Raw genomic sequence first — 24,834 nt, forward strand, 5'->3', positions numbered from 1 at the left:
GTTTTTCTGCCATGAAGCAGGTGGACCTGACCTCAACCGCTCACAGGGGCATTCGGGCGGTGGCTGCGACGACGTGGGCCACCGCGATCGCCGGTGCGCTGGCATTCGCCATGGCGTCGCCGGCCTACGCGGACCCACCGCCGCCACCACCGCCGGCGCCGCCTGCCACGGCCGATGCGCCACCGGCCGACGCGCCGCCCCCCGCCGACGCGAACCCACCGGCGCCGGTCGCCGAACCGGGCGCACCCGAGGCGGGCCGGGTCGACGACGTGGCCGGCGGATTCAGCTACGTGCTGCCCGGCGGCTGGGTGCAGTCCGACACCAGCCACCTGGAATACGGATCCTCGCTGCTGAGCAAGCAGACCGGAGAGCCGATGCTGCCTGGGCAGCCCGCACCGGTGGCCAACGACACCAGGATCGTGCTCGGCAAGCTGGATCAGCGGCTCTACGCCAGCGCCGAGACCGACAACGCCAAGGCCGCCACCCGGCTCGGATCCGACATGGGCGAATTCTTCATGCCCTACCCCGGGACCCGCGCCAACCAGGAAAGCACCCAGCTGGCGGGCGGCGGCCTGACCGGCAGCGCGTCCTACTACGAGGTCAAGTTCACCGACCCGGCAAAACCGGTCGGCCAGATCTGGAGCGGCGTCATCGGTGTGCCGCCGGCCGACGGCGGCACCGGCGCCCAGACCGAGCGGTGGTTCGTGGTGTGGCTGGGAACCGCCAACAACCCGGTGGACCGGGAGGCGGCCAAAGCGCTGACGGAGTCCATCCGCCCGCTGGCCGCCGCCCCGGCCCCGGTCGAGCCGGCACCCGCTCCGGCGCCCGGCATCCCGGGTATACCGGCGCCTGCCCCCGCGCCGGCTCCCGCACCGGCGCCTGCCCCCGCTCCGGCACCTGCTCCGGCCCCGGAACCCGCCCCGGCGCCGCCGGCACCGGCGCCCGCGCCCTGACGCAGCGGCTGGCGTAGTTTGCCGCGCCGCGGTGTGAAAACCGCTAGCCTGGCGCTATGACTGCGCAAACATATGTGCTGGCGGCAACGGAATTCCTCGCCGAACGCTCGACGACGCTGACCAGCGTCGGCTGGATCGGCTACATCATCATCGGTGCCATCGCCGGTTGGCTGGCCGGCAAGATCGTCGGCGGCGGCGGCCGCGGAATTCTGATGAACATCGTGATCGGTGTCATCGGCGCGTTGATCGGTGGTTTCCTGCTGAGCTTCTTCCTCGACACGGCCGGCGGTGGCTGGTGGTTCACGCTGTTCACCGCGACCTTGGGGTCGGTCGTGCTGCTATGGCTGCTGGGATTGGTGCGCAGAGGCTGACCCGACCTCCGGTCGCTGCGCGCACAATGTCGTCATGGGTGCGCAGTCTCCCGGGGTGACCATGACCGCCTGGCGGGTGGATCGTCCCGGTCCCATCGCCGGCGGTCCATTGCACCGGGTCAGCACAGCGGTGCCCCGGCCGCAGCCCTCGGAGTTGCTGGTCGCGGTGCGCGCCTGCGGGGTGTGCCGCACCGACCTGCACGTCACCGAAGGTGACCTACCGGTGCACCGCGCCGGGGTCACCCCCGGCCACGAGGTGGTCGGCGAGGTCGTCGAGGTGGGCGCTGAGGCCGGCGGGGGCTTCGCCGTGGGGGATCGGGTCGGAATCGCCTGGCTTCGGCACACCTGCGGAAGCTGCCGCTACTGTCGCCGGGGCGATGAGAACCTGTGTCCGCGGTCGCGCTACACCGGCTGGGACGACGACGGCGGGTATGCCGAATTCGCGACTGTCCCAGCCGCGTTCGCCCATCACCTGCCCGGCGGCTACAGCGACAGCGAGTTGGCGCCGCTACTGTGCGCCGGCATCATCGGCTACCGCTCGTTGCAACTGGCCGACCTGCCGCCCGGCGGCCGGCTGGGAATCTACGGGTTCGGCGGCAGTGCGCACATCACCGCGCAGGTCGCGTTGGCCCGCGGCGCCGAGGTGCACGTCATGACCCGCGATCCGCAGGCGCGGGAGCTGGCGCTGCAGCTGGGAGCGGCCTCGGTCCAGGGGGCGGCCGACCCGCCGCCGGTGCGGTTGGACTCGGCCATCCTGTTCGCGCCGGTCGGCGAGCTGGTGCCGCCCGCCTGCCAGGCCCTGGATCGCGGTGGCACGTGCGCGATTGCTGGAATCCATCTGAGCGATATCCCGTCGCTGAACTACCAGCGCGACCTGTTCTACGAACGCCGGATCCGGTCGGTGACGTCGAACACCCGCGCTGACGCCCGCGAGTTCCTCGAGTTCGCCGCGGCGCACCACATCACTGTGACGACGCCGGAGTACTCGCTGGGCGACGCCGACCGGGCACTGGCGGACCTTGCCGCGGACCGGATCGCCGGTGCGGCCGTGCTGGTGGTGTGAACCGCTGTGTTGATGCGGCGGTCCCAGCTTCGGCTCTCCTTCGTCGAGCCTTGCTGAACCGCTGTGTTGATGCGGCGGTCCCAGCTTCGGCTCACGCCGACAGTTGCCAGACCAGGGCGGCGGCGAGGGCGCCCACCCCGTTGAGCGACCAGTGCAGGGCGATCGGAGCGATGAGGCTGCCGCTGCGGCGGCGCAGCCAGCTGAACACGAAACCGGCCGCCCCGGTGGCCAGCACCGCCAGCGTCACGCCGGCCACCATGCCCAGGAACCCGCCGCCGAACAGCCGGGTGAATCCGACATTGCTGCTGGTCAGTCCGAGCGATGTCGCCACATGCCACAACCCGAACAGCAGCGAGCCCGCCGCGGCGACCCCGCGGAAACCCCAGGCCCGGTGCAGTGCGCCGTGCAGCGCACCGCGGAACGCCAGCTCCTCGGGGATGACGGTCTGCAGCGGGATGACCAGCATCGAGGCCACCACCGCGCCGGACAGGGTGGCGTAGTGGTTGTTCAAGAACATCGGCCTGGTCCAGGGCAGTAAGGCGCCGACGGCGATCACCGACACCACGACCAGTACCGCCGCGGCGGCGTAGCCGACCCCGGACTTCCAGTGGGCGCGGCCCAGACCGAGCTCCGCCCAGCTCAGACCATTGCAGCGGACCAGGGCCACCAGACCGACGGCGACTGCGGGCACCGTGGCCACCGCAGCCCAGGGCGTGGTGAAATGCGCGACCAGGTTGGCCATCACCAAGACCACCACGACGACGGCGACGTCGACGAAGGCGCGGAACTGGTTCAGCGCCGCGAGTTGTGACACCAACGGATGCCGCCCCCCGGACGCCGCGAAATCGTGGCAAGGCATTGGTCGGATTCTACGCGCGCTCGGAAGTTGACGCAGTCCCGTCATTACGCGCGGGGCTCAAGAAAGCTCAGCGGGGCCCGTGGGTCGTGCACAGCACCCGCGCCGGGTCTCCGGTCGCGGTCTGTCGGCTGACGACCTTCCCGTTGACGCTGACCGTGCAGCTCAGCGTGCCGGGGCCGGCACTCTGGGCGCTCACAGAGTACGACGCGGGAGTGGTCATGTTGGTCATCCGGCCGGTCAGCTCGATCGACCAGGGCAACGGGGCGTTGGTGGCGTGGGACTGACCGTTCTGGGTCTGGTAGGTGATGTAGCCGGCGACGCCGGTTCCGGTCAGGTCATAGCGGACCGGCACCAAGGTGAGGTCCGGGGTCGCGCCGGCCGGGGTGACCCCGGCGACGGTCGCCGAGGCGACGAGCACGCCGAACAGCAGCATTGTCGCCTTGCGGGGCGTCCGGACCGGTGACGGGTGAACAGTCATGGCCGTCACCTTATCTCGCCGTCGGCGCCGGACACGTCCGTTCGCCACGTCCAGTCGGTGATCCGGGGGTCGTCCTCACCGTGCTCGCGGGTGTAGAGCCGGGCGGCCAGCCGGGCGTCGGCCATCTGCTGGCGCAGCAGCGCGCTGCGCTCGGCCAAACCCGGCACCCGGTCGATGACGTCCATCACCAGATGGAAGCGATCCAGGTCGTTGAGCATCACCATGTCGAACGGCGTGGTGGTGGTCCCGCGCTCGCGATACCCACGCACGTGCAGCTGGTCGTGGTTGGTGCGCCGATAGGTCAGCCGGTGGATCAGCCAGGCATAGCCGTGGTAGGCGAAGATCACCGGCTTGTCGCGGGTGAACAGGGCGTCGAACTCGCGGTCGGGCAACCCGTGCGGATGCTCGGTGGCAGGCTGCAGCCGCATGATGTCCACCACGTTGACCACCCGCACGGCAAGGCCGGGCAGCTCCCGACGCAGGATGTCCGCGGCGGCCAGCGTTTCGAGGGTGGGCACGTCGCCGGCGCAGGCCAGCACCACGTCCGGCTCACCGGTGGCGGTGCCGGCCCACTCCCAGATGCCCAGTCCCCGGGTGCAGTGCGCCACTGCCTCGGGCATGTCCTGGTAGGCCAGTGCCGGCTGCTTGCCGGCGACGATCACGTTCACGTAGTTGCGGCTGCGCAGGCAGTGGTCGGCCACCGACAGCAGGGTGTTGGCGTCCGGCGGCAGGTAGACCCGCACCACCTCGGGGCGTTTGTTGGCCACCAGGTCGATGAAGCCCGGGTCCTGATGCGACGCGCCGTTGTGGTCCTGGCGCCAGACATGGGAGGTCAGCAGGTAATTGAGTGAGGCGATCGGCCGACGCCACGGCAGCTCGCGGCTGACGGCAAGCCACTTGGCGTGCTGGTTGAACATCGAGTCGACGATGTGCACGAACGCCTCATAGCAGTTGAACAGCCCATGCCGGCCGGTCAGCAGATAGCCCTCCAACCAGCCCTGGCATAGGTGTTCCGACAGCACCTCGAGCACCCGGCCGTCGGGGGCCATGTGGTCATCGCCGGGTGCGGTCTCCGACAGCCAGACCCGGTCGGTCGTCTCGAACACCGCCGAAAGGCGATTCGAGGCGGTTTCGTCGGGGCCCAGCAAACGGAACCGATCGCGGTTGCGGTCGATGACGTCGCGCAGGAACGTTCCCAGCACCCGGGTGGCCTCGTGGGTCTCGGTGGCCGGCCGGGACACCGGCACGGCGTAGTCCCGGAAGTCGGGCAGGTCCAGGTCGCGCAGCAGCAAGCCGCCGTTCGCGTGCGGGTTGGCGCTCATCCGGCGGTTCCCGCGCGGCGCCAGTGCGGCCAGCTCCGGCCGCAGCCGGCCCGCTTCATCGAAGAGCTCCGTCGGCCGGTAACCGCGCAACCATTCTTCCAGCTGCCTGCGGTGCTCGGGATCGGTGCGGGTCGCCGCGAGCGGCACCTGATGCGACCGCCAGGTGCCCTCCACCTGCTGACCGTCCACTTTTGCCGGCCCGGTCCAGCCTTTAGGGGTGCGCAGCACGATCATCGGCCACACCGGCCGCATGGTCGAGCCGTCGGCGCGCGCGGCGCGGCGGATCGCCGCGATGTCGTCGAACGCGTCGTCGAGCGCGGCCGCCAGCGACCGGTGCACGACGGCCGGATCGTCGCCGGCCACGGTGATGGGGCGGTAGCCGTAACCACGCAGCAGCGCCTCCAACTCCGAATGCGGGATCCGGGCCAGCAGCGTCGGATTGGCGATCTTGTAGCCGTTGAGATGCAGGATGGGCAGTACCGCGCCATCCACGGCGGGGTTGAGGAACTTGTTCGAATGCCAGCTGGCGGCCAGTGGCCCGGTCTCGGCCTCGCCGTCGCCGATCACACAGGCCACCACCAGTTCGGGGTTGTCGAAGGCCGCGCCGAAGGCATGCACCAGCGCGTAGCCCAGCTCGCCGCCCTCATGGATGGAGCCCGGCGTCTCGGCGGCCACATGGCTGGGGATGCCGCCGGGAAACGAGAACTGCCGGAACAGTTTCCGCAGTCCGTCGCGGTTCTCCTCGATGCCGGTGTACACCTGGCTGTAGGTGCCCTCCAGGTAGGCGTTGGCGACCAGTGCCGGCCCGCCGTGGCCGGGCCCGGTGACGAAGATGACGTCGGCGTCCCGCTCACGGATGACCCGATTCAGGTGGACGTAAAGCAGGTTCAGGCCCGGGGTGGTGCCCCAGTGCCCCAACAGCCGCGGTTTGACGTGCTCGGCGGCCAGCGGTTCGGTCAGCAGCGGGTTGTCCAGCAGATAGATCTGGCCCACCGACAGGTAATTGGCGGCCCGCCAGTAGGCGTCGATGCGTGCCAGGTCGTCGTCGGGGAGTGACGGGGATGCCGGCGCCGTGGTCTCTGCACTCATCTCTGCGATTGTCCGCGCCGAAGCGGACCCGCGGCAACCGTTCATTACCCTGGCCACGTGCTGCTGGAATCGGTTCGCGTTCTGGATCTGGCCGGTGGTGACGCCGACGCGGTCACCCGGTTGCTCGCCGACCTGGGGGCCGATGTGCTCAAGGTGGAGCCTCCGGGCGGCAGTCCGGCACGCACCGCCGCCCCACTGCTGGGCGGCGTGAGCATCTCGTTCGCGTTGCGCAACGCCAACAAGCGAAGTGTCATCCTGGATCCGGCCGACGAACGGGACCGCCGCCGGTTCCAGGAGTTGGCGCGCACCGCCGACATCGTCGTGGACGGCGGCCCGCGCGGACACACCGCCGACCTCGGGGCCTCGCGGTTCGGGACCTCGTGCGGTGAATTGGCCGACCGCTACGGCCACCTGGTGACGATGTCGGTCACCGACTTCGGCACGAGCGGGCCGCGTTCGCACTGGCAGGCCACCGACGCGGTGCTCTACGCCCTTTCCGGGGCGCTCTCGCGATCAGGGCCGACCAGCGGAACCCCGGTGCTGCCGCCGGACGGGATCGCCTCGGCGACCGCGGCGGTGCAGGCCGGCTGGGCGGTGCTGGTGGCCTACTACAACCGGTTGCGTTGCGGCGTCGGCGATTACATCGACTTCGCCCGCTTCGATGCGGTGGTCACGGTGCTCGATCCGATCTTCGGTTCCCAGGGCCAGGTGGCCGCGGCCCGCCGCGGGGCGAGCCGCTGGCGTGGCCGGCCCCGCAACCAGGACGCTTACCCGATCTATCCGTGCCGGGACGGCTACGTGCGGCTATGCGTGATGTCGCCACGGCAGTGGCGCGGGCTGCGCGCGTGGCTGGGGGAGCCGGCCGCTTACGCCGACCCCAGATTCGACGTGATCGGTGAGCGGTTCGCGGCCTGGCCACAGATCAGCGTGCTGGTTCGTGAGCTGTTCGCCGAGCGGGACATGGCCGATCTGGTCACCGCCGGGCAGGCCCGCGGCGTGCCGATCGCCGCGGTGGGCGAACCGGCGCAGGTGCTGGCCGGTGAACATTTCGCGGCGGCGCGGGCCGCGGTCAGCACCGACCTGGCCCCGGGTCTCCCGGCGCTGATACCGGCCGGCTATTTCGTGGTCGACGGGCACCGTGCCGGTTTCCGCACGCCGGCGCCGGCACCCGGTGAGGGACGCGCCGGGTGGCGAGCCCGGCCGGACGTGCCGGTGGGCGGCGGCACGGTCGGTGCGCGCCCGTTCGAGGGAGTGCGGATCGTCGATCTGGGCGTCATCGTGGCCGGCGGTGAGGCCAGCCGGCTCTTCGGCGACCTGGGCGCCGAGATCATCAAGGTGGAGAGTGCCGCCTACCCGGACGGGCTGCGGCAGACCCGCGCCGGATCGGCGATGAGCGAGTCGTTCGCCTGGACGCACCGCAACAACCTCGGGTTCGGCCTGGATCTGCGCAGCCCGGCCGGCAAGGAGATCTTCGGTCGGCTGGTCGGCACGGCCGACGCGGTACTGGCCAATTTCAAACCGGGAACCCTTGCCGCCCTGGGGTTCTGCTACGAGGCCTTGCGCGGGATCAACCCGCAGGTGGTGCTTGCCGAGAGCAGCGCGTTCGGGGAGAGCGGGCCGTGGAGTGACCGGATGGGCTATGGCCCGCTGGTGCGTGCCACCACCGGGGTGACCGCATTGTGGACCGCTCCGCCGGGCCCGGAGGGCAGCCAGCGCGCGGCAGCGACCGGACGCCACCCGTTCTACGACGCCACCACCGTCTTCCCCGACCACGTGGTCGCGCGGGTCACCGCCATCGGGGCGCTGGCAGCGCTGATAGCCGGCCGGCGAACCGGCGCCGGAGCCCACGTCCATGTCTCGCAGGCCGAGGCCGCCGTCAATCAACTCGACACCGGCTACGTGGCACGGGCCGCGGGGCCGTCGATAGTGCCGGACACCGGACTGGACCTGGTCTGCCGGTGTTCCGGCGTCGACGAGTGGTGCGTGGTCTCGATTCGCACCGATGACGATTGGCGCCGTGTGGCAGCGGCATTCGGCGACGCGGCGTTGGCCGCCGACCCGCGCTTCGGCACCGGTGAGCAACGCAGCGCCCACCGTGCCGAACTCGTCGACCAGCTGAGCCGGCACACCGGTGAGTGCACTCCGGCCAGTGTCGGCGAGCTGCTGCAGGCGGCCGGGGTGGCGGCCGGGCCGATGAACCGGCCACCCGACATCGCCGAGGATCCCCAGCTGAGCCACCGCGCGGTGTTCGCCGACATGACTCATCCGCTCATCGAGCACCCGCTGCCGGCTGAAACCGGTCCGGCACCGTTCCGCAATATTCCGCAGGCGGCGCAACGGCCGGCCCCGCTGCCCGGCCAGGACACCCGTGTCCTCTGCCACACGCTGCTCGGGCTCGACGGGGACGACATCGAGCGGTTGATCGCCGACGGCGTGCTGTTTGCCGCGGACTAACCCGATTCGACGGTTCCGCTGCGCTTCCGCAACGCCTGCTGGGTCACTCACCCATCGAACGGGGTTCGGCATAGTGGTGCGCGAACACATCGGCCGGAACCGGCCATTGGTCGCCGTGATCGCCCTTGACCACCCAGTCCCCGTCGGCAGCTACGGTGGGGCCCTCCAGGGTCTGGATTGTCTCTCCCGGCTGGGCTATTCGCGCGAGCACCGTTCCGCGCCGTTGCCATTGCGATCCGCTGACATGGCGGTAGCCCGCCCGGAAGATGTCGTCGCGCACCGACCAGCTCTTGCCGTCCTCTTCGACCAACCAGTCGCCGGGGCCGGCCTGCATCGTCGCTCCGGACGGGGAGGTCCAGGTCCAGGGCCCGTCTCGCTGCTCGGCGCGGACAGTCCCGACCCTGTCGAATGACTGCCATACCGGACGGGACCGGTAGCCGAGCTGGCGAAGACTCCACAGCGTGTTCGCCACGCTCAGCAGGACGCCGTCGAGCAGCGCAGGATCGGCTTCGATGACAGACCAGTCGACCAGCTTGTCGTGGATCCGGTGCCGATCGTCTCGGTTCGGGCCATATCGCCAACCGTTGCGGTGGTAGTAGTGGCACCAGTCTTCGTGTTCGCTACGGGCCATCGCGATGGCTGAATCGTGGTCGAAGCCGAGCTGAGCGAGTTGTTCCAGCGGCGGCAAACCGGCCATGTCTCGCTCCGCCAGCGGGGCCGGTGCGCTGCCCCAGGTATCCCAAGTGTGGTCGGCGACCTGCTCGACCATCCACAAGGCATTGCGGACCTGGCGCCGGTTCGACCGGCGGTAGAACTCGTCGAGTTCGTCCCACGGCAACCGCGAGGGCAGCGGTTGCGCCTGCGGACCGATCCTGGCGAGGTAGCGCCCGTGGATGAGGCTGGCGGCCCGCTCCCAGGCGTCGGATACTTGCCCGTCGGACATCTGCAGCATCAACCGGAAAGTACGGAGCCGGCCCACAATCGGTATCGGCTTGTCACTGACCCGGCTGTCGGGATCCCAGCTGTAGACCGGCATCGTGGTGAAGCGGGCCGCCAACCGGCTTCCGGTGGTGGCCGGGCCACGGGGACCACGTGACCAGTCGTCGACGAATATGGCGGCACTGGTCGCCGCATCGCCGGCATCGATCAGCTGGGCCAGCGTCGGCACCGTCGGTGCGCTGGACACCACGTCGATGTCCGGACCGGTCGCGATGAGTCCTATTTGCGCGCGGTGGAATTCGTGATCCCGCTGGTATTCGGCGGCGTCCTCGCCGACCAGTATCAGGGCCGGCAACGCCGACTCGGACGGGGCGCTGTAGTAGTCATGCTCCAATTTCCGGCGGGTCAGGTCGGCGCAGAGCGCCAGCGTCAACTGCGAAGTACCGCACACGAATACCTGCTGAATAGTCTTGGCGGCGACGATATTGTCGAGCAGCCAGCGGGCGGTCACTTCGTACTTTCCGATGATGTCGACGGCCCATCGCGCATCAGCCCCGCCGAACTGCTGGGCGCGCCAGGCCTCGGCCTGCCACGGATCGTCGACCCGGAGCACCAGGGGTAGTCGTCGCGGCTGGCGGCGTGAATAGGCGAGCGCCTGGCTGATCGTGTCCAGCCACAGCCGGTTGTTGGAGGCGTCACTCGACAACAGGTACAAGCTCGCGAGATTGCGCCACAGCGACAGCGATTCCAGCGAGGCCGGGTTGTTGAGGTCTACCGAAAGCACTCGGGCCCCCAGGGCCCGCGCGCCGTATAGGCCGCGTTCGTCGGCGGCGTCGAACATGACGACGAGCGTGTCGCGCCGGCCCAGCGTCTGCGCGATGCCGCCGATCATCGCCCCGGAGTCGTCATCGACGCCGATCACCGCGGTGACAGCGGAGGCGTGATTGGCCTGCCATCGATCCACCTGGGATCGGAACAGGGCGAGCGCGACACCGGAGAGTCCGGTGAAAATGGCGCCGAGTGCCGCCAGTCGTGCTACCACCAGGGCGGTCGGCGTGGTGGTAGGGCAGACCTGCCCACTCATCGAGAGGTCTGTCATGCCGCCTTTGATCAGTACCGCCGTCCAGATCAGCGGCTGGAAGAAGCTCGGATGAGTGTCGTCGTGGCATTCCCAGAACGAGCTCAGACCGAGTAGGGCGCCCACGGTGGCAAGACCGGCGACTATCGCGGCCGGGACGCTTCCCGATCGCGTGTCGCCGTGGCCGCGAAAACTCAGCACACAGAGCGTGACCAGGACGGTCACGGTGATGGCGACCGACGGCAACGATCCGGGGCGGCCGAACCAGCCCAACCACGCCGGTAACCCGCCGGCGGCGTCCGGCCACCGGGCAAGTACGCACAGCCAGGCGATCAGGGTGACGGCCACGGCCGACAGGGCCAGATGGGCGGCACGGCGAGACGTGACGAGGGAACGCATTCGCGTGGCCGCACGGGCGCCTGTGCACTGATCCGGACTCGGGCTCACTGTTCTGTCCTGTTGGTATTGCGGCATGGAGTTTACTCGGTATGCTTCTTCCCACGTCGAACTTTCCGGAGGCACTCATGCTCTTCGTGAGTCACGCCAGCCAAGACCGGTCGGCGATTGACGGCTTGCTGATCGTGTTGCGGCGCACCCGCCAGGGTGTGTGGCTGGACGATGAACTGGGCGGCGGGGAGGCCTGGTGGCAGACCATCCTCGAGAAGATTCGCGAATGCGACGTGTTCATCGTCGCGTTGTCGAACAACTCACTGGCCTCCAAACCCTGCCGAGCGGAGCTGGCGTACGCCCAGGCGCTACGTCGCCCGATTCTTCCCGTCCAGATCGGCCCGGTCGACAGCGTGCGGGTCACCCCGCTTGCCGCCACCCAGATCATCGACTACCGGAACCCGAACTCCGAGACTGAAATCCGGTTGATCGAAGCGTTGCAACGGCGAACGGCGCAAGGGGGGCCGCTGCCGGCGCCGCTGCCCGCGGAGCCGGAGGTGCCGTTCGCCTATCTGATGCGGTTGGCCGGAGTCCTCGCCAGCCCGGAGTTGAGCCATCACGAGCAGGCCGGGCTGGTCTCGGAACTGCGAAACAAGCTTGACGAGGACTGTGCTGATCCCACCGCGCATCGCGACATCGTTCGGCTGCTGTACCTGCTGCGCGACCGACCTGATGTCACCTGGCGCACCAGAAGCGACGTCGACGCGGTGCTGAGTAACTGCGACGGCAACCTCTCGACCCCGGCGGGCGGGCTGAGCACCGTTCCCTTCGCGGCCCCGCAACCCGTGCTGCGGGCGCCGTCGGGTCCGCAACCGATCGTCGAGGCAGCGCCGTCGGGACTGCAAGCTGCCCGGGATCTGCCGACCGGGCGGGCCCGTCCGGTCGTCATCGCGGCAACCGACACCCACCGGGATCCGCCGCGGCGACTACGCCGCCTCGTGCGCAACAGGTGGTTCCTCGCCGGCGGTGTCGCCGCCGGCGCGATCGCGGCGATTCTGGTTGCGGTCGTGCTCAACGACCCGCAGCCGCAGCAGACCGACCTTGCCATGCTCGACGACAGCGAACTCGACACCATCATGGGCGTCTCCGGCATGAAAATCGCCGAAAGCGGCGTCCACCGGGCCAAGCACACCAGCGGCGTGATCGAGGTGTCGCCACCGGACTGTGCGGGGGTGCTCTACCCGGGCCTGGACCGGACATATCGGGACAGCGGGGGAGCGCAGGTGACCTGGCGGGTCTCGGAGGACCGCGGCGGGATGGGCCGCGCCGGAGTCGACGGAAATCGTTTCGTCGACCAGGACGTGGCGGTGTTTCCGGCTCACACCGACCGGGCGCTGGCGTTCGTTCGCGCGTCGGCCCTGCCCTGGAAGGCCTGCGCCGGGCAAACCGTGAGCGTGGTCTACCGCGGAACGGAGAAATACACCTGGAATGTCGGCGACGTCACCGGCGAGGCACCGAAGATCACCCAGTCCTTCACCCTCGACGGCGGCAACGGCTACGGCTGCCAACGGGTGCTTCGGACGGTGTCGGACATGGTCATCGATGTGAAGGCCTGTGGCGATCACATCGGCGACGAAGCCAGCCGGATCGCCGGAAGACTGGCCGCCAGCGTCACAAACGGCCCGCTGTTCTGAACGGAACGCCGCGACGCCGGCGGGCGCGCGACGCAGATTAGTCTTACGCCCATGCCCGTCGACCCCCGGACACCGGTGCTGATCGGCTACGGCCAGATCAACCACCGCGACGACCACGACCCCGTCGAACCCGTCGACCTGATGGCCGCGGCGGCGCGCCACGCCGCCGACGACCGGGTGCTGCGCGCCGTCGACTCGGTCCGCGTGGTGAACCTGCTCTCGGCGCGCTACCGCGATCCGGGTGTGCTGCTTGCGCAGCGGATCGGCGCCGACCGGCCCGCCACACGCTACAGCCCGATGGGTGGCAATGTGCCGCAGTCGCTGTTGAATCGGGCCTGCCTGGACATCCAGGAAGGCCGCGCTGGGGTGGTGCTGCTGGCCGGCGGCGAGATGTGGCGCACCCGCAGCCGGTTGCGGGCCGCCGGCGGCAGGCTGGCCTGGACCCGGCAGGACGACGCGGAGGTTCCACTCGCCGAATGTGAGGGCGAGGACGTGCCGTTGTCGGGTGCCGCCGAGGCACGCATCGGGTTGGACCGGCCCGCTTACGTCTACCCGCTGTTCGAGCAGGCACTGCGCATTGCGGCCGGGGAGACCATCGACGGACATCGCCGGCGCATCGGTGAGCTGTGGGCGCGGTTCAACGCGGTCGCCGTGGCCAACCCGCATGCCTGGATCCGCGAACCCGTTGGAGCCGAAGGGATCTGGCGGCCAGGGCACAAGAACCGGATGATCAGCTGGCCATACACCAAGTTGATGAACTCCAACAACATGGTCGACCAGGCCGCGGCGCTGGTACTGACCTCCGTTCAGGGCGCCACTGAGCTGCGGATCCCGTCGGAGCGCTGGGTCTTTCCGCAGGCCGGCGCTGATGCCCACGACACTTATGCGATCGGTGCCCGCGACGAACTGCACCGCTCACCGGCGATCCGGATCGCGGGGGAGTGCGCACTGGAACTGGCGGGCGTAGGTGAGATCGGCGATATCGATTACGTCGACCTGTACTCGTGCTTCCCGTCGGCGGTCCAGGTGGCCGCGGCCGAACTGCGACTGCCCACCGATGACCCCGCCCGTCCACTGACCGTGACCGGCGGGCTGACCTTCGCCGGCGGGCCGTGGAACAACTACGTGATGCATTCGATAGCCACCTTGGCCGAACTGCTGGTCGCCAACCCGGGTCGGCGCGGCCTGATCACCGCCAACGGCGGCTATCTGACCAAGCACAGCCTCGGGGTGTACGGCACCGAACCGCCAGGATCCGGATTCCGCTGGCAGGACGTCCAATCCGCGGTGGACGCCCAACCGACCCGGCCGGAGCTCACGCAGTGGCAGGGGACCGGCGCGGTGGAGTCGTGGACCACGCCGTTCGACCGGGACGGCAAGCCCCAGCACGTTTTCCTCGCGGTCCGCACACCCGACGGATCACGGACCCTGGCGGTGAGCCGCGATCGGGATACCGCCGACGCGAGCGTGCGCGAGGACATCGCCGGTGCGGCCGTCGACGTGCACGTGGACGGCACGGCGACGCTGCGGTAGGCACCCGCCGCCGCTCAGCGCGACAGCTCGTTCAGCGGCGTCGTCGGGTCTGCCAGCCGGTCGGGATCGACGGATTGCTGCGACCTGACCAGGGCCTTGATGTCATCGAGGCCCTCCCAGATGTTGACGTTCATCCCGGCCAGTACCCGGTTGTCGTCGCCGAGCCAGAAGCTGGTGTACTCGCGCGCGTCGGTGTCGCCACGGAAGACCACGCGGGAGTAGCCGGGCGCGTGCCCGACGTACTCCATGCCGAGATCGTATTGGTCGGTGAAAAAGTATGGCAGCTCGGTGTATTCGCCCGGGTCACCGAGCATTCCCGCCGCCGCAACCGCCGGTTGCTTGAGTGCGTTCGCCCAGTGTTCGGTGCGGATCCGGGTTGCCAGCAGCGGATGCTGTGCCGCTGCGATGTCACCGACCGCGTAGATGTCGGGATCGCTGCTGCACAGGCTCGCGTCCACCAGGACACCGCCGTTGCCGGTGGCAAGACCGGCCTGCTCGGCCAGCTCGATGTTGGGCTGTGCGCCCACGGCGACCAGCACCGCGCCCGCGTTGATGTGCGAGCCGTCCGCCAATCGCAGGCCGGTGGCGGCGCCGTCGGCCGTGGTGATCTCGGCAACGGCCGAACCCAGGCGCAGGTCGACGCCGTGGTCGCGGTGCAGGGTGGCGAAGATCGCCCCGTTCTCGGCGCCGAGGCTGGCCAGCAGCGGCAGTGTGGCCGTTTCCACCACTGTCACGTCGACGCCGCGCTGGCGGGCCGCTGCGGCCACCTCCATGCCGATCCAGCCGGCGCCCACCACTGCCAGCGGGGTGCCCGATGCCAGTGCGGAATCCAGTGCAGCGGCGTCGTCGACCGTGCGCAGATAGTGCACGCCGCGAGCGTCGGGACCCGGGATCGGTACCCGTCGGGAGCGCGAACCCGTGGCCAGCAGCAGCTTCTGGTAGCTCAGGCTGGTGCCGTCGGCCAGTTCGACGCTGTGACCGGCCCGGTCCAAACCCACGACGCGGGCTCCGGAGCGAAAGTCGACATCGTGCTCGCGGTACCAGCCCTGTGGGTTCACGGTGAAGTCACCGAGAGTCTTCTTGCCGGCCAGGAATTCTTTGGACAGCGGCGGCCGCTCGTAGGGAAGATGCTGCTCCTCGCCGAGCAGCATGAGCGTTCCGCCGAAGTTCTTGTCGCGCAGCGCTTCCACGGCCTTGGCGCCGGCCAGGCCGGCGCCAACGATCACGAAGGTTGTTGATGTCGACACGCGATCCTCCGCTCTAGGCGCCGTCAACGGCCACCTTACCGGCGATTCGGCCGGGCAGCGGGCTAATCGGCCAGCCGCTCACGAACATCGGCGTCGGAGGAGTAGCGCACCAGCGCTGCCGCGAGTTCAGCGTTGCGGCCTCCCGACAGCGCACCGAGTTCGCTTGCGTCGCCGGGCAACCCGAGGTCACGTGCCGCGGCCAGCGCACGCTCGTCGAAGCTGGCCCGGGCCCAGGGCCATACGTCTTGGACCTCCCGCAAGAAGATGCTCGCACCGGTATCACCGATCCCCTGGAACTCCGTGAGCAACTCGACGGCCGCGTCGATATTGCGCCCGCTGCGCTCCGCCAGCAGTCGCAGATCACCGCGATAGTTCTCCTGCACGGCTTCGGCGAGCTCCACCAACCGCGTGGCTGAACTCTCGTCGTAGCGGCGGTAGTGGGCGCGGCCCATGGCGTCGATCATGGTGCGGCGATCGGCCTCAAGAACTTTGTGCGGTGTGCGCAGACCGCTCTTGAACAGCTCACGCGCGGCCCGGGCCGCGATGGCGGCATCAATCGGCTTGCTGGCGAGCATGCACAGGGTCAGCAGCTGAAACAGCGGCATCGGCTGATTACGCAACCGGATGCCAGCCTCCTGAGCGTAGGTCTTTCCCGCCCGCCGCAGCAGCCGTCGCACCAGTTCGGTGTTGGTATGCACCGGCGGCGTATACCCGTTCGGGTCGCGCCACAAACGTCGGGCCGGCCCGATCAGCCGCCGTCGAACGGAGCCGATCTCCGCAGCTGCGTCACGTGCTGCGGGGACAGCTCGGCGAGCTCGCTGACCCCCAGCAGCCGCATGGTGCGCCGGATCTGTTCGGCGAGGATGTCGATGACGCGCTGCACCCCGGCCTGACCGCCGGCCATCAGCCCGTACAGATAGGCCCGGCCGATCAACGTACACCGGGCGCCCAGTGCCACCGCCGCCACGATGTCGGCGCCGGACATGATTCCGGTGTCCAGCAGGATCTCGGTGTCGGCACCGACCTCGCGCGCGACGTGGGGCAGCAACGCAAAGGGCACCGGCGCCCGGTCGAGTTGGCGACCGCCGTGGTTGGACAACACGATGCCGTCGGCGCCGAGATCAACCACGGCGCGGGCATCGGCGAGGGTCTGGATGCCCTTGACGACGAACCGGCCCGGCCACTGCGACCGGACCCAGGCCAGATCGTCGAAGGTCATGCTCGGGTCGAACATGCTGTCCATGTACTGCGCGACGGTGCCCGACCACCGGTCCAGCGACGCGAAGGCCAGCGGTTCGGTGGTGAAGAGGTCGAACCACCAGGCCGGGTGCACGATCGCATCGGCCACCGTGCGCAGCGTCAGCGCCGGCGGGATGGTCATACCGTTGCGGGTGTCGCGCCGACGCGCTCCCGGGACCGGGGCGTCGACGGTCGCCAGCAGGGTGTCGTAGCCGGCGTCGGCGGCGCGGCGCAGCAGCGCCATCGACCGCTCGCGGTCGCGCCATATGTAGAGCTGAAACCACCGCCGGGCGCCGGGGGCGGCCGCGGCGACCTCTTCGATGGAGGCTGTGCCCAGCGTCGACAGTGAGAACGGGATCCCGGCGGCCTCGGCGGCCCGGGCGCCGGCCAGCTCACCGGCGGTGTGCATGAGCCGGGTGAAGCCGGTCGGCGCGATCGCGAACGGCAGTGCCACCGAAGCGCCCAGCACGTCGCGGCTGGTGTCGACGTCGGTGACGTCGCGCAGGATCGCCGGGTGAAACTCGATGTCGCGGAAGGCCTGTCGGGCCCGTTCCAGTGAGATCTCGTCCTCGGCGGCGCCGTCGGTGTAGTCGAAGGCAGCCCGGGGGGTGCGGCGCTGGGCGATGCGCCGCAGATCCTCGACGGTCAACGCGGCCGCCAGCCGCTGGGCACGGCGGTTCAACCGTGGCCGGCGAAATCTGATCAGCGGCGCCAGCTCGTGGACTCTGGGAAACCGCCGCTGCGTCACCGGCATCGCTTGCTCCATCCACGAGATTCGGTGTCCCGCTACTGCGGCGGCCGCGACGATCCGGTCGCCCTGGACCGGCTGGCGCGGCTCGCCGAGTCCGACTGAGCCGCGCCAGCACCGATCCTTAGGCCGAACCGGCGGGCAGGGCCTGCCCGGCGAAGATCGCCTGGGCCACCCCCGCCACGATCGAGGCGACCTTGAGGGCCTCCAGCACCGCCTCGCGGCCGACGCCCGCATCGCGGACGACCTGCTCATGAGAGCCGACGCAGGCCTGGCAGCCGTTGATCGCCGAGACCGCGAAGCTCCACAGCTCGAAGGTGGCCTTGTCGACCCCCGGGTTGCCGATGATGTTCATTCGCAACCCGGGCCGCAGGTCGTCGTAGGCGCCGTCCAGGAAGTGCCGGCCACGGTAGAACACGTTGTTCATGCCCATGATCGACGCCGCACCCAGAGCGGCCTGGTAGGCCTCGGCCGACAGGTTGTCGGCCGCTTCGGAGCTGATCTCGGCGAACACCGTGGCGTTGCGTGTCGCCGCGGCGCTGGCCAGCAGGGCGCCCCAGAGCTGCTCCTCGTTCAGCGCGGTGGTGCGAGCGATCGAACCCAGGTTGAGCTTGAGGTCCTTGGCGAATTCGGGGACCGCGTTCTTGAGATTCTCAATGCTCATATGGCGCTATTCCTTTCATCGCCGGCGCGTCGCACCGTGTCGGCTCGGTCAGATCGATTCTTTGAGCAGTTCGCCCACGTTGAGCGTCGGGTCGCCCTTCTTCCAGTTGCACGCGCACAGCTCGTCGGACTGCAGGGCGTCGAGCACCCGCAGCACCTCGTCGACGTTGCGGCCCACCGAGCCCGCGGTCACCGAGACGAACTGGATCTCGTTGTTGGGGTCGACGATGAAGGTCGCCCGGTCGGCGACGCCGTCGGAGTTGAGCACACCGGTGGCCTCGGCGAGCTCGCGCTTGAGGTCGGAGAGCATCGGGAACGGCAGCGTCTTGAGGTCCTCGTGCTGGAGACGCCAGTTGTAGTGCACGAACTCGTTGTCGATCGACACGCCGAGCACCTGCGCGTCGCGGTCGGCGAAGTCATCGTTCAGCTTGCCGAAGGCAGCGATCTCGGTGGGGCAGACGAAGGTGAAGTCCTTGGGCCAGAAGAATACGATCCGCCACTTGCCCGGGTGGTCGTCGCTGGTGACGGTGGTGAAGAAGTCCTCGGGCCCTTTCGCGTCGACCTTCGACAGGTCGCCCGCGATCAGCGCGGTGAGCCGGTAGGACGGGAACTGGTCGCCGATGGTCAGCAGTGCCATGACACTCCTTTTGGTGTGAGATTTCGGGGCGCGGACGAGTTCAGTGCCCGCACGCTCCATGTTGCCCTATCTGAATTAAAAATGAAAGGTGATACTTGGCACTACAATTATCGGTATGACCGATATAAGCTATCAGCCGACCTTGGCCGGCCTGCGGGCATTCGCCGCGGTCGCCGAGAAGCACCACTTCAGCCTCGCGGCGGCCGGCTTGGGCCTGAGCCAGTCGACGTTGTCGCAGGCCTTGTCGTCACTGGAGTCCGGTCTGGGCATCCAGTTGATAGAGCGGTCCACCCGGCGGGTCTTCCTGACCGCCGAAGGGCAGCAGCTGCTGCCGCACGCCCACGCGGTGCTCGACGCGGCGGCGCAGTTCTCGGCCGCGGCGGCCGGGGTGGCCGATCCGCTGCAGGGCACCATGCGCCTCGGCCTGATCCCGACCGTGGCGCCCTACGTGCTGCCCGCCGTGCTGTCCGGCGTCTCGGAACGACTGCCCGGCCTGAACCTGCGGGTGATCGAGGACCAGACGGAACGACTGCTCACCGGGTTGCGAGAGGGCGCGGTGGACGCCGCGCTGCTGGCATTGCCGACCGAGGCCACCGGCATGACCGAGATGCCCATCTACGACGAGGATTTCGTGTTGGCGCTTCCGCCCGGACATGCGCTGGCCGGCAAGCGACGGGTCTCGCCCGCTGCGCTGGCGGACCTGCCGCTGTTGCTGCTCGACGAGGGACACTGCCTGCGCGACCAGGCGCTGGACATCTGCCGCAATGCCGGCGTGCGAGCCCGGTTGACCAACACCCGCGCGGCGTCGCTGGCGACCGCGGTGCAGTGCGTGACCGGGGGACTGGGGGTGACGTTGATCCCGCAGACGGCGGTCGCGGTCGAAGCCGAACGCAGTGGCTTGGCGCTGGCCTACTTCGCCGCGCCCCGGCCGGGCCGGCGCATCGGACTGGTGTTTCGCACCTCCAGTGGGCGCGAGGACTCCTACCGGCGACTGGCAGGCGTCATCGGCGACGTGATCGCCGCGCGACACCAGGTCGATCTGGTCGGATGAGAATCGCTGATCAGTGCGAACCGACCGGCGTGATGTCCAGGGCGAGGTGCCGCAGCGAACCGTTGGCCGGGGCGGTCGGCGCCGCGGCCAACGTGGCCTCGATGATGCCGCGGACCGTGCACCGGCACCTGCCGCAGTCGCCGCCCGCCCCGCACATTGCGGCAACCTCTTTCGACGTCGACGCGCCGGCCGCGACGGCGTCGCTCACCATCTGATTGGTGGCTCCGACACAAAGGCATACGTACATGGCGATACCCCTACCGACCGTCATCCACAGGCGTCATCAGATCGATTGCAGCAGCGAGCTTTCCGACAAAGGGTCGGGGGTACCCTGCGGCCCCGGAACCGATCATCCACTCCGCGGCGGTGTCCGGATGGTCGATCCAGCGTTGCGCGCTTGCCGCACTGTCGATCTCCAGCAGCGTCATCACCTCATTCCCGTCGTCGACGGCCTGATACACCCACACTTTGCGCACGCCGGCCCCGGCGAATCGATCCAGTCCGCGGTGCACATTGGCCATCAGATCCGCAGGATCGGCCACGGTGGATACCACCCCGACGATCACCTCCGACCCGAGCTGCTGCGGGCCGGGCTGGGCCAGGTTGATCTTCTCTTTGACCTCGCCGGCGAAGATCGCCGGCAAGTCGTTGACTCCGGAGCGGTCGAACCATTCGAAGATGGCGGGGGAGCGCAGCAACTCCTTGACCGACACGCGGTGGCGCAGGCCGATCGTCACCAGCACCCGGTCGGTTTCGAACGCCGAGGTGTAGAGCACCGCGTGGCGGGCGCCGAGGCTGAGAAGCGGCGCATGGTCGTCGCGGATCAGCGACCAGGTCCGGTCAACGTCATCAACCCGGTAGTCCAGTGCCAGCACCAGTGAGTGCGGATCGTCGTGACGGGACACACCGTGGCCCGAACTGCCGACACGGCGGCCTGGCGTGGCGAGTCTCATGTTAGTAGAGTCTAACCTAACTTCAGCGCATCGCGTAGGGCTGGCCGGCGACCCGCTTCCGCCGAACGCCGAGCCGATGCGCCGATTCGACGCGCCGAGACACGGGTAATCACCCCCCTGGCACATCCGACCTGCACTAGATTGAGATTCGGCGCGTTACGGCGATGAGTCACCCCGTCCGTCGCGGCCGGCATGCGAGGTTCTTCACCCCAGAGGAGTGATCATGCAAGGCGACCCGGAGGTTCTCAAACTGCTCAACGAGCAGCTGACCAGTGAACTCACCGCGATCAACCAGTACTTCCTGCACGCGAAGATGCAGGAGAACTGGGGCTTCACCGAGCTGGCCGGCCACACCCGCGAAGAGTCGATGGAGGAGATGCGCCACGCCGAGACGGTCACCGACCGGATTCTGGTACTCGGCGGCCTGCCGAACTATCAGCGCATCGGCTCCCTGCGCATCGGCCAGACGATCCGCGAACAGTTCGAGAGCGACCTGGCGCTGGAAAATGATGTGCTCAACCGGCTGCGACCGGGCATCGTCATGTGCCGCGAAAAGCAGGACAGCACGACTGCCAAGATTCTCGAGGCCATCCTCGTCGATGAGGAATCCCACATCGACCATCTGGAGACGCAACTGGAGCTGATGGACAAGCTGGGCGAGGCGCTGTACTCGGCACAGTGCGTCTCCCGCCCGCCGACCACGTGACGACGCCCCCAGTCGATGCGGGTACCCGGTAGCGGGTATCCGCCACCGGTATGAGCAATTCGACGCCGGTCGCAGCGGACACGCGGCCTGCGCCGGTCAGCCCGCAGCGTCGCAACCTGATCTTCTTGGCGATCGTGTTCGGCATGCTGATGGCCGCGCTCGATCAGACCATCGTCGCCACGGCTTTGCCGACGATCGTGTCGGATCTGGGCAACGCCGGCCACCAGTCCTGGGTGATCACCAGCTACCTGCTGACGTCGACTTTCGCGACGGTCCTGGCGGGCAAGCTCGGCGACCTGTTCGGGCGCAAGCTGGTCTTCCAGGGCGCCGTGGTGTGCTTCGTGCTCGGCTCGGTGCTGTGCGGGCTGTCCACGTCGATGGTGATGCTGGTCGGCGCCCGCGCGTTGCAGGGTGTCGGGGGCGGTGGCGTCACGGTCACCGCGACCGCGCTGATCGGTGAGGTCATCCCGCTGCGCGACCGGGGCCGCTACCAGGGCATGTTGGGCGCGGTCTTCGGCGTCACGACCGTGATCGGCCCGCTGCTGGGCGGCTATTTCACCGACTACCTGACCTGGCGCTGGGCGTTCTGGATCAACGTGCCGATCTCGGTGGTCGTGATGGTCGTGGCCGGGGCGGCGATCCCGGCGCTGGCCGACCGGGCAAAGCCGGTGATCGACTACGCCGGCATCGTGCTGATCGGGTTGGGCGCAACCGGATTGACGCTGGCGACCAGTTGGGGCGGCACCCGCTACGGCTGGGGCTCGGTGACGATCATCGGGCTGTTCGCCGCGTCCGTGGCGGCACTGGCGTTGTTCGCCCGGGTGGAAAGCCGGGTCGCGGCTCCCATCCTGCCGACCCGGCTCTTCGCCGACCCGGTGTTCGCGGTGTGCTGTGTGCTGGCGTTCGTGGTCGGCTTCGCGATGCTGGGCGCGCTGACCTTCCTGCCAACCTTCATGCAGTACGTCGACGGCGTCTCGGCGATCAGCTCCGGGCTGCGCACGCTGCCGATGGTGGTGGGCATGCTCGTGACCTCCACTGGCAGCGGCACCCTGGTCGGCCGAACCGGCCGCTACAAGATCTTCCCGGTGGCCGGCACCGCCCTGATGACGATCGCGTTCGCGCTGATGTCGCAGATGGACGCCGCCACACCGGCGTGGCTGCAGTCGGCTTACCTGCTGCTGCTGGGTGCCGGTATCGGACTGTCGATGCAGGTCCTGGTGCTGGTCGTGCAGAACACCTCGAGCTTCGCCGATCTCGGCGTGGCCATTTCCGGGGTCACCTTCTTCCGAACCATCGGCAGCTCCTTCGGTGCTGCGGTGTTCGGGTCGCTGTTCGTCAACTTCCTGGACCGCCGACTGGGTCCGGCGCTCAGCGCCGCCGGGTTGACGGCCGATGCAGCCGGTTCCCCCGAAGCGCTGCACCGACTGCCGCCGCAGCAGGCGGCGCCGATCGTGCAGGCCTACGCCGAGTCACTCGGCCAGGTCTTCTTCTGGGCCGCGCCGGTCGCGCTGCTCGGGTTCGTGCTGGCGCTGTTCCTGCGCGAGGTTCCGCTCAAGGAGTTGCACGACAGTGCGGTCGACCTCGGCGACGGGTTCGGCATGCCCACCACCGCATCGTCGGACGAACTGCTGGAGACCGCGATCGGCCGGCTGCTGCGCAACGAACCCGGTGTGCGACTGCGCAGCATCGCGCTGCGACCGGACTGCGAACTCGACGTGGCCGGGTTGTGGACGGTGCTGCGCATCTACCGCTACACCCAGGTGTTCCGCACCGCGCGGCTCAGCGACATCGGCAAGAACCTGCGGGTGCCCTACGAGATCCTCGAACCCACCGTCGACCGCCTGGTCGCTCAGGGTTATGCGCTGCGCGACGGCGACCACCTGTGGCTCACCCGGGTCGGACTGCAGCAGGTGCGGTTCGTGACCTCGCTGATCCAGGAGGGGGTGAGCGACAAGCTGTCCCGCTCGCCCGCCTTCGAGGGCCGCCCGGAGCGCGGCGAGATCGAAGCCGCGCTGCAGCGGATCGCCCACCGCGCACTCGTCGACCGGGACTGGTCGGCAAACGAGGCAGAGTTCGCCGGCACGGCCCATGCTGATGGCAAAGCCGATTAGCATCGGCGGGTATGAGCCGAATCGGAGATTTCCCCGCAGATGACTTGATGGCCTGGATGACGAAGTCGCCCGAACTCGCTGCGGGCATCGGTGGATTCAGCACCGCGGTCTACAACAACGGCCGGCTGCCCATGCGCACCCGGGAGCTGGCCCGGATGGTGATCGCCTTCGACAACGAGTGCGCGGTCTGCGTCAACACCCGCGACGCCGACGGCCCGGCGGCCGGCGTGAGCGAGGACCTCTACGAGCATGTGTCGGAATGGCGCACCTGGCCCGGCTACAGCGACGCCGAACGGCTCGCCGCCGAGTTCGCCCACCGCTTCGCCACCGACCACACCGGGCTGCGGGACGACGAGGACTTCTGGTCGCGGTGCGCCGAGCACTTCAGCGACGAGCTGCTCGCCGACCTCGCGCTGTCGTGCGCGCTGTGGTTGGGCATGGGGCGGTTTCTGCGCACCATGGACATCGGTCAGGCTTGCGCGTTCACGCTGCCGAGTCGGGCATGACAACGCAGCGGTGACCCTCAGATCAGCCCGGTGGCGTCGAACACCCACGACATGTCGGCGTCGGCCAGATCCGCCAGCCAGGTCGGTGGGGCGTGGGCGGTCAGGCCGGCCATGTCCCAGTAGTCCTTCCACAGCGTGATCTTGCCGTCGACCACCTTGTGCACGGTGACGAAGCGCAACAGCGCGGTTTCGCCGGTGGCCCAGGTCCAGGTCTCGGAGTGCTCGTAGACGACGTCGGAGCCCTCGGCGACCAACAACCCCGGGTGGTTGACGTATCCGGCCAGCGGCTGAAGACCGACCTTGAGGCGCTTGATGATGTCGTGCGGGCCGCGGGCGGCCGCGGTCGGCCCCACCGGCATGTCGACATAGATGCAGTCTTGTGCCAGAACGGCTTTCACCGCATCCCAGTCGCGGCGCGACAGAGCCTGCCACATCCCGGTGACGATCTGCTTGACGTCGGGCGACACCCCGACTCCGTGTTCCGGCGGACGACTCACACGCCGGAATATACGCGGGCACCGGTCAGGTGTCCGAGCGGCACCGATGCACCTTTAGAGTCTGAGGCGGGAGGTGGGCATGCCTGAACCGCGGACGGCGCGCAACGTCAAACTGGTGCTCGCGGCGGTCGCTGCGACGGGGGTCGCCGCTGTCGCGTTGCGGAAGTCACGGCCCGCGCGTCCCCGCAAGACCAGCGCCTCGCCGCTGCTCCCGGAGTGGGCGGCGCCACCCGCACAGTACGGCGTCGGTGTGCGG

At 69.0% G+C, this 24,834-nt stretch carries 22 protein-coding genes; 10 read left to right on the top strand and 12 right to left on the bottom strand.

The features are described from left to right. Positions 1–11: 11 nt before the first annotated feature. From BST10_RS14420 to BST10_RS14430, 3 genes are read left to right on the top strand one after another with little or no spacing between them, the layout of a single operon-like run. Entirely contained in the window at positions 12–953 is a 942-nt protein-coding gene (locus tag BST10_RS14420) for an alanine and proline-rich secreted protein Apa (protein WP_013828880.1), read from the top strand. A 56-nt stretch (positions 954–1,009) separates the two neighbouring features. Then, positions 1,010–1,324, top strand: a complete 315-nt coding sequence (locus BST10_RS14425; protein WP_041317829.1) for a GlsB/YeaQ/YmgE family stress response membrane protein — start codon at positions 1,010–1,012, stop codon at positions 1,322–1,324. Between the two features lie 34 nt (positions 1,325–1,358). Then, positions 1,359–2,387, top strand: coding sequence for a zinc-binding alcohol dehydrogenase family protein (locus tag BST10_RS14430; RefSeq protein WP_041317832.1), 1,029 nt, complete (start codon positions 1,359–1,361; stop codon positions 2,385–2,387). Between the two features lie 91 nt (positions 2,388–2,478). Here BST10_RS14430 and BST10_RS14435 read toward each other — a convergent pair whose 3' ends face one another. From BST10_RS14435 to BST10_RS14445, 3 genes are all read right to left on the bottom strand, one after another. After that, positions 2,479–3,246 (bottom strand): CPBP family intramembrane glutamic endopeptidase, encoded by a 768-nt coding sequence (locus BST10_RS14435; protein ID WP_041317835.1) that lies wholly within the window; start codon positions 3,244–3,246, stop codon positions 2,479–2,481. A 67-nt stretch (positions 3,247–3,313) separates the two neighbouring features. Further along, positions 3,314–3,724, bottom strand: coding sequence for an MmpS family transport accessory protein (locus BST10_RS14440; RefSeq protein ID WP_235673594.1), 411 nt, complete (start codon positions 3,722–3,724; stop codon positions 3,314–3,316). 5 nt (positions 3,725–3,729) lie between these two features. Further along, positions 3,730–6,135, bottom strand: coding sequence for a phosphoketolase family protein (locus tag BST10_RS14445; protein WP_083038503.1), 2,406 nt, complete (start codon positions 6,133–6,135; stop codon positions 3,730–3,732). A gap of 57 nt (positions 6,136–6,192) precedes the next feature. Between BST10_RS14445 and BST10_RS14450 the strand changes: the two genes are divergently transcribed. Further along, positions 6,193–8,589, top strand: coding sequence for a CaiB/BaiF CoA transferase family protein (locus tag BST10_RS14450; protein WP_083038505.1), 2,397 nt, complete (start codon positions 6,193–6,195; stop codon positions 8,587–8,589). Between the two features lie 43 nt (positions 8,590–8,632). Here BST10_RS14450 and BST10_RS14455 read toward each other — a convergent pair whose 3' ends face one another. Then, the gene (locus tag BST10_RS14455) at positions 8,633–11,005 is read right to left on the bottom strand and encodes a hypothetical protein (protein WP_083038507.1); all 2,373 of its coding nucleotides are present in this window, start codon (positions 11,003–11,005) and stop codon (positions 8,633–8,635) included. 125 nt (positions 11,006–11,130) lie between these two features. On the opposite strand from BST10_RS14455, the gene BST10_RS14460 reads away from it, so the two are divergent. Next, positions 11,131–12,687, top strand: a complete 1,557-nt coding sequence (locus BST10_RS14460) for a sensor domain-containing protein (RefSeq protein ID WP_163762324.1) — start codon at positions 11,131–11,133, stop codon at positions 12,685–12,687. Between the two features lie 51 nt (positions 12,688–12,738). Next, complete coding sequence (locus tag BST10_RS14465; RefSeq protein WP_083038511.1) at positions 12,739–14,220, top strand: acetyl-CoA acetyltransferase; 1,482 nt, start codon at positions 12,739–12,741, stop codon at positions 14,218–14,220. 14 nt (positions 14,221–14,234) lie between these two features. Here the strand turns inward: BST10_RS14465 and BST10_RS14470 are convergent, their stop codons facing one another. The 5 genes from BST10_RS14470 to BST10_RS14490 form a co-directional block, all read right to left on the bottom strand. Beyond that, positions 14,235–15,467: an NAD(P)/FAD-dependent oxidoreductase gene (locus tag BST10_RS14470; RefSeq protein ID WP_083038513.1), complete on the bottom strand. Its 1,233-nt coding sequence runs from the start codon at positions 15,465–15,467 to the stop codon at positions 14,235–14,237. A gap of 62 nt (positions 15,468–15,529) precedes the next feature. Then, the gene (locus BST10_RS14475; RefSeq protein WP_083038557.1) at positions 15,530–16,165 is read right to left on the bottom strand and encodes an endonuclease; all 636 of its coding nucleotides are present in this window, start codon (positions 16,163–16,165) and stop codon (positions 15,530–15,532) included. A 50-nt stretch (positions 16,166–16,215) separates the two neighbouring features. Next, entirely contained in the window at positions 16,216–17,460 is a 1,245-nt protein-coding gene (locus tag BST10_RS14480) for an alpha-hydroxy acid oxidase (protein WP_083038558.1), read from the bottom strand. A 118-nt stretch (positions 17,461–17,578) separates the two neighbouring features. Continuing rightward, positions 17,579–18,118, bottom strand: a complete 540-nt coding sequence (ahpD, locus tag BST10_RS14485) for an alkylhydroperoxidase, AhpD family (protein WP_083038515.1) — start codon at positions 18,116–18,118, stop codon at positions 17,579–17,581. A 48-nt stretch (positions 18,119–18,166) separates the two neighbouring features. Then, a complete protein-coding gene (locus BST10_RS14490; RefSeq protein WP_083038516.1) occupies positions 18,167–18,754 on the bottom strand; it encodes a peroxiredoxin in 588 nt (195 codons plus the stop codon). Between the two features lie 115 nt (positions 18,755–18,869). Between BST10_RS14490 and BST10_RS14495 the strand changes: the two genes are divergently transcribed. Continuing rightward, positions 18,870–19,805, top strand: coding sequence for a hydrogen peroxide-inducible genes activator (locus BST10_RS14495; RefSeq protein ID WP_083038519.1), 936 nt, complete (start codon positions 18,870–18,872; stop codon positions 19,803–19,805). A 10-nt stretch (positions 19,806–19,815) separates the two neighbouring features. Here BST10_RS14495 and BST10_RS14500 read toward each other — a convergent pair whose 3' ends face one another. Then, the gene (locus BST10_RS14500) at positions 19,816–20,052 is read right to left on the bottom strand and encodes a (2Fe-2S)-binding protein (RefSeq protein WP_083038521.1); all 237 of its coding nucleotides are present in this window, start codon (positions 20,050–20,052) and stop codon (positions 19,816–19,818) included. A 10-nt stretch (positions 20,053–20,062) separates the two neighbouring features. Then, positions 20,063–20,758 carry a fatty-acid--CoA ligase gene (locus BST10_RS14505; RefSeq protein ID WP_235673595.1) on the bottom strand — a complete coding sequence of 232 codons (696 nt, stop codon included), beginning with the start codon at positions 20,756–20,758 and terminating at the stop codon, positions 20,063–20,065. A 223-nt stretch (positions 20,759–20,981) separates the two neighbouring features. Here BST10_RS14505 and bfr point away from each other — a divergent pair, with 223 nt between their 5' ends. From bfr to BST10_RS14520, 3 genes are read left to right on the top strand one after another with little or no spacing between them, the layout of a single operon-like run. Beyond that, on the top strand, positions 20,982–21,464 hold the full coding sequence (gene bfr / locus BST10_RS14510; protein ID WP_013828899.1) for a bacterioferritin: 483 nt from the start codon (positions 20,982–20,984) through the stop codon (positions 21,462–21,464). Positions 21,465–21,514: 50 nt separating this feature from the next. After that, positions 21,515–23,575 carry an MDR family MFS transporter gene (locus BST10_RS14515; protein ID WP_083038526.1) on the top strand — a complete coding sequence of 687 codons (2,061 nt, stop codon included), beginning with the start codon at positions 21,515–21,517 and terminating at the stop codon, positions 23,573–23,575. 11 nt (positions 23,576–23,586) lie between these two features. Further along, positions 23,587–24,081: a carboxymuconolactone decarboxylase family protein gene (locus BST10_RS14520; RefSeq protein WP_041317849.1), complete on the top strand. Its 495-nt coding sequence runs from the start codon at positions 23,587–23,589 to the stop codon at positions 24,079–24,081. A gap of 17 nt (positions 24,082–24,098) precedes the next feature. Here the strand turns inward: BST10_RS14520 and BST10_RS14525 are convergent, their stop codons facing one another. Beyond that, a complete protein-coding gene (locus BST10_RS14525) occupies positions 24,099–24,548 on the bottom strand; it encodes a nuclear transport factor 2 family protein (protein ID WP_013828902.1) in 450 nt (149 codons plus the stop codon). Positions 24,549–24,834: the final 286 nt, after the last annotated feature.

Origin of the sequence: Mycolicibacter algericus DSM 45454, from assembly GCF_002086455.1 — a bacterium.
GTDB classification, from domain to species: Bacteria; Actinomycetota; Actinomycetes; order Mycobacteriales; family Mycobacteriaceae; genus Mycobacterium; species Mycobacterium algericum.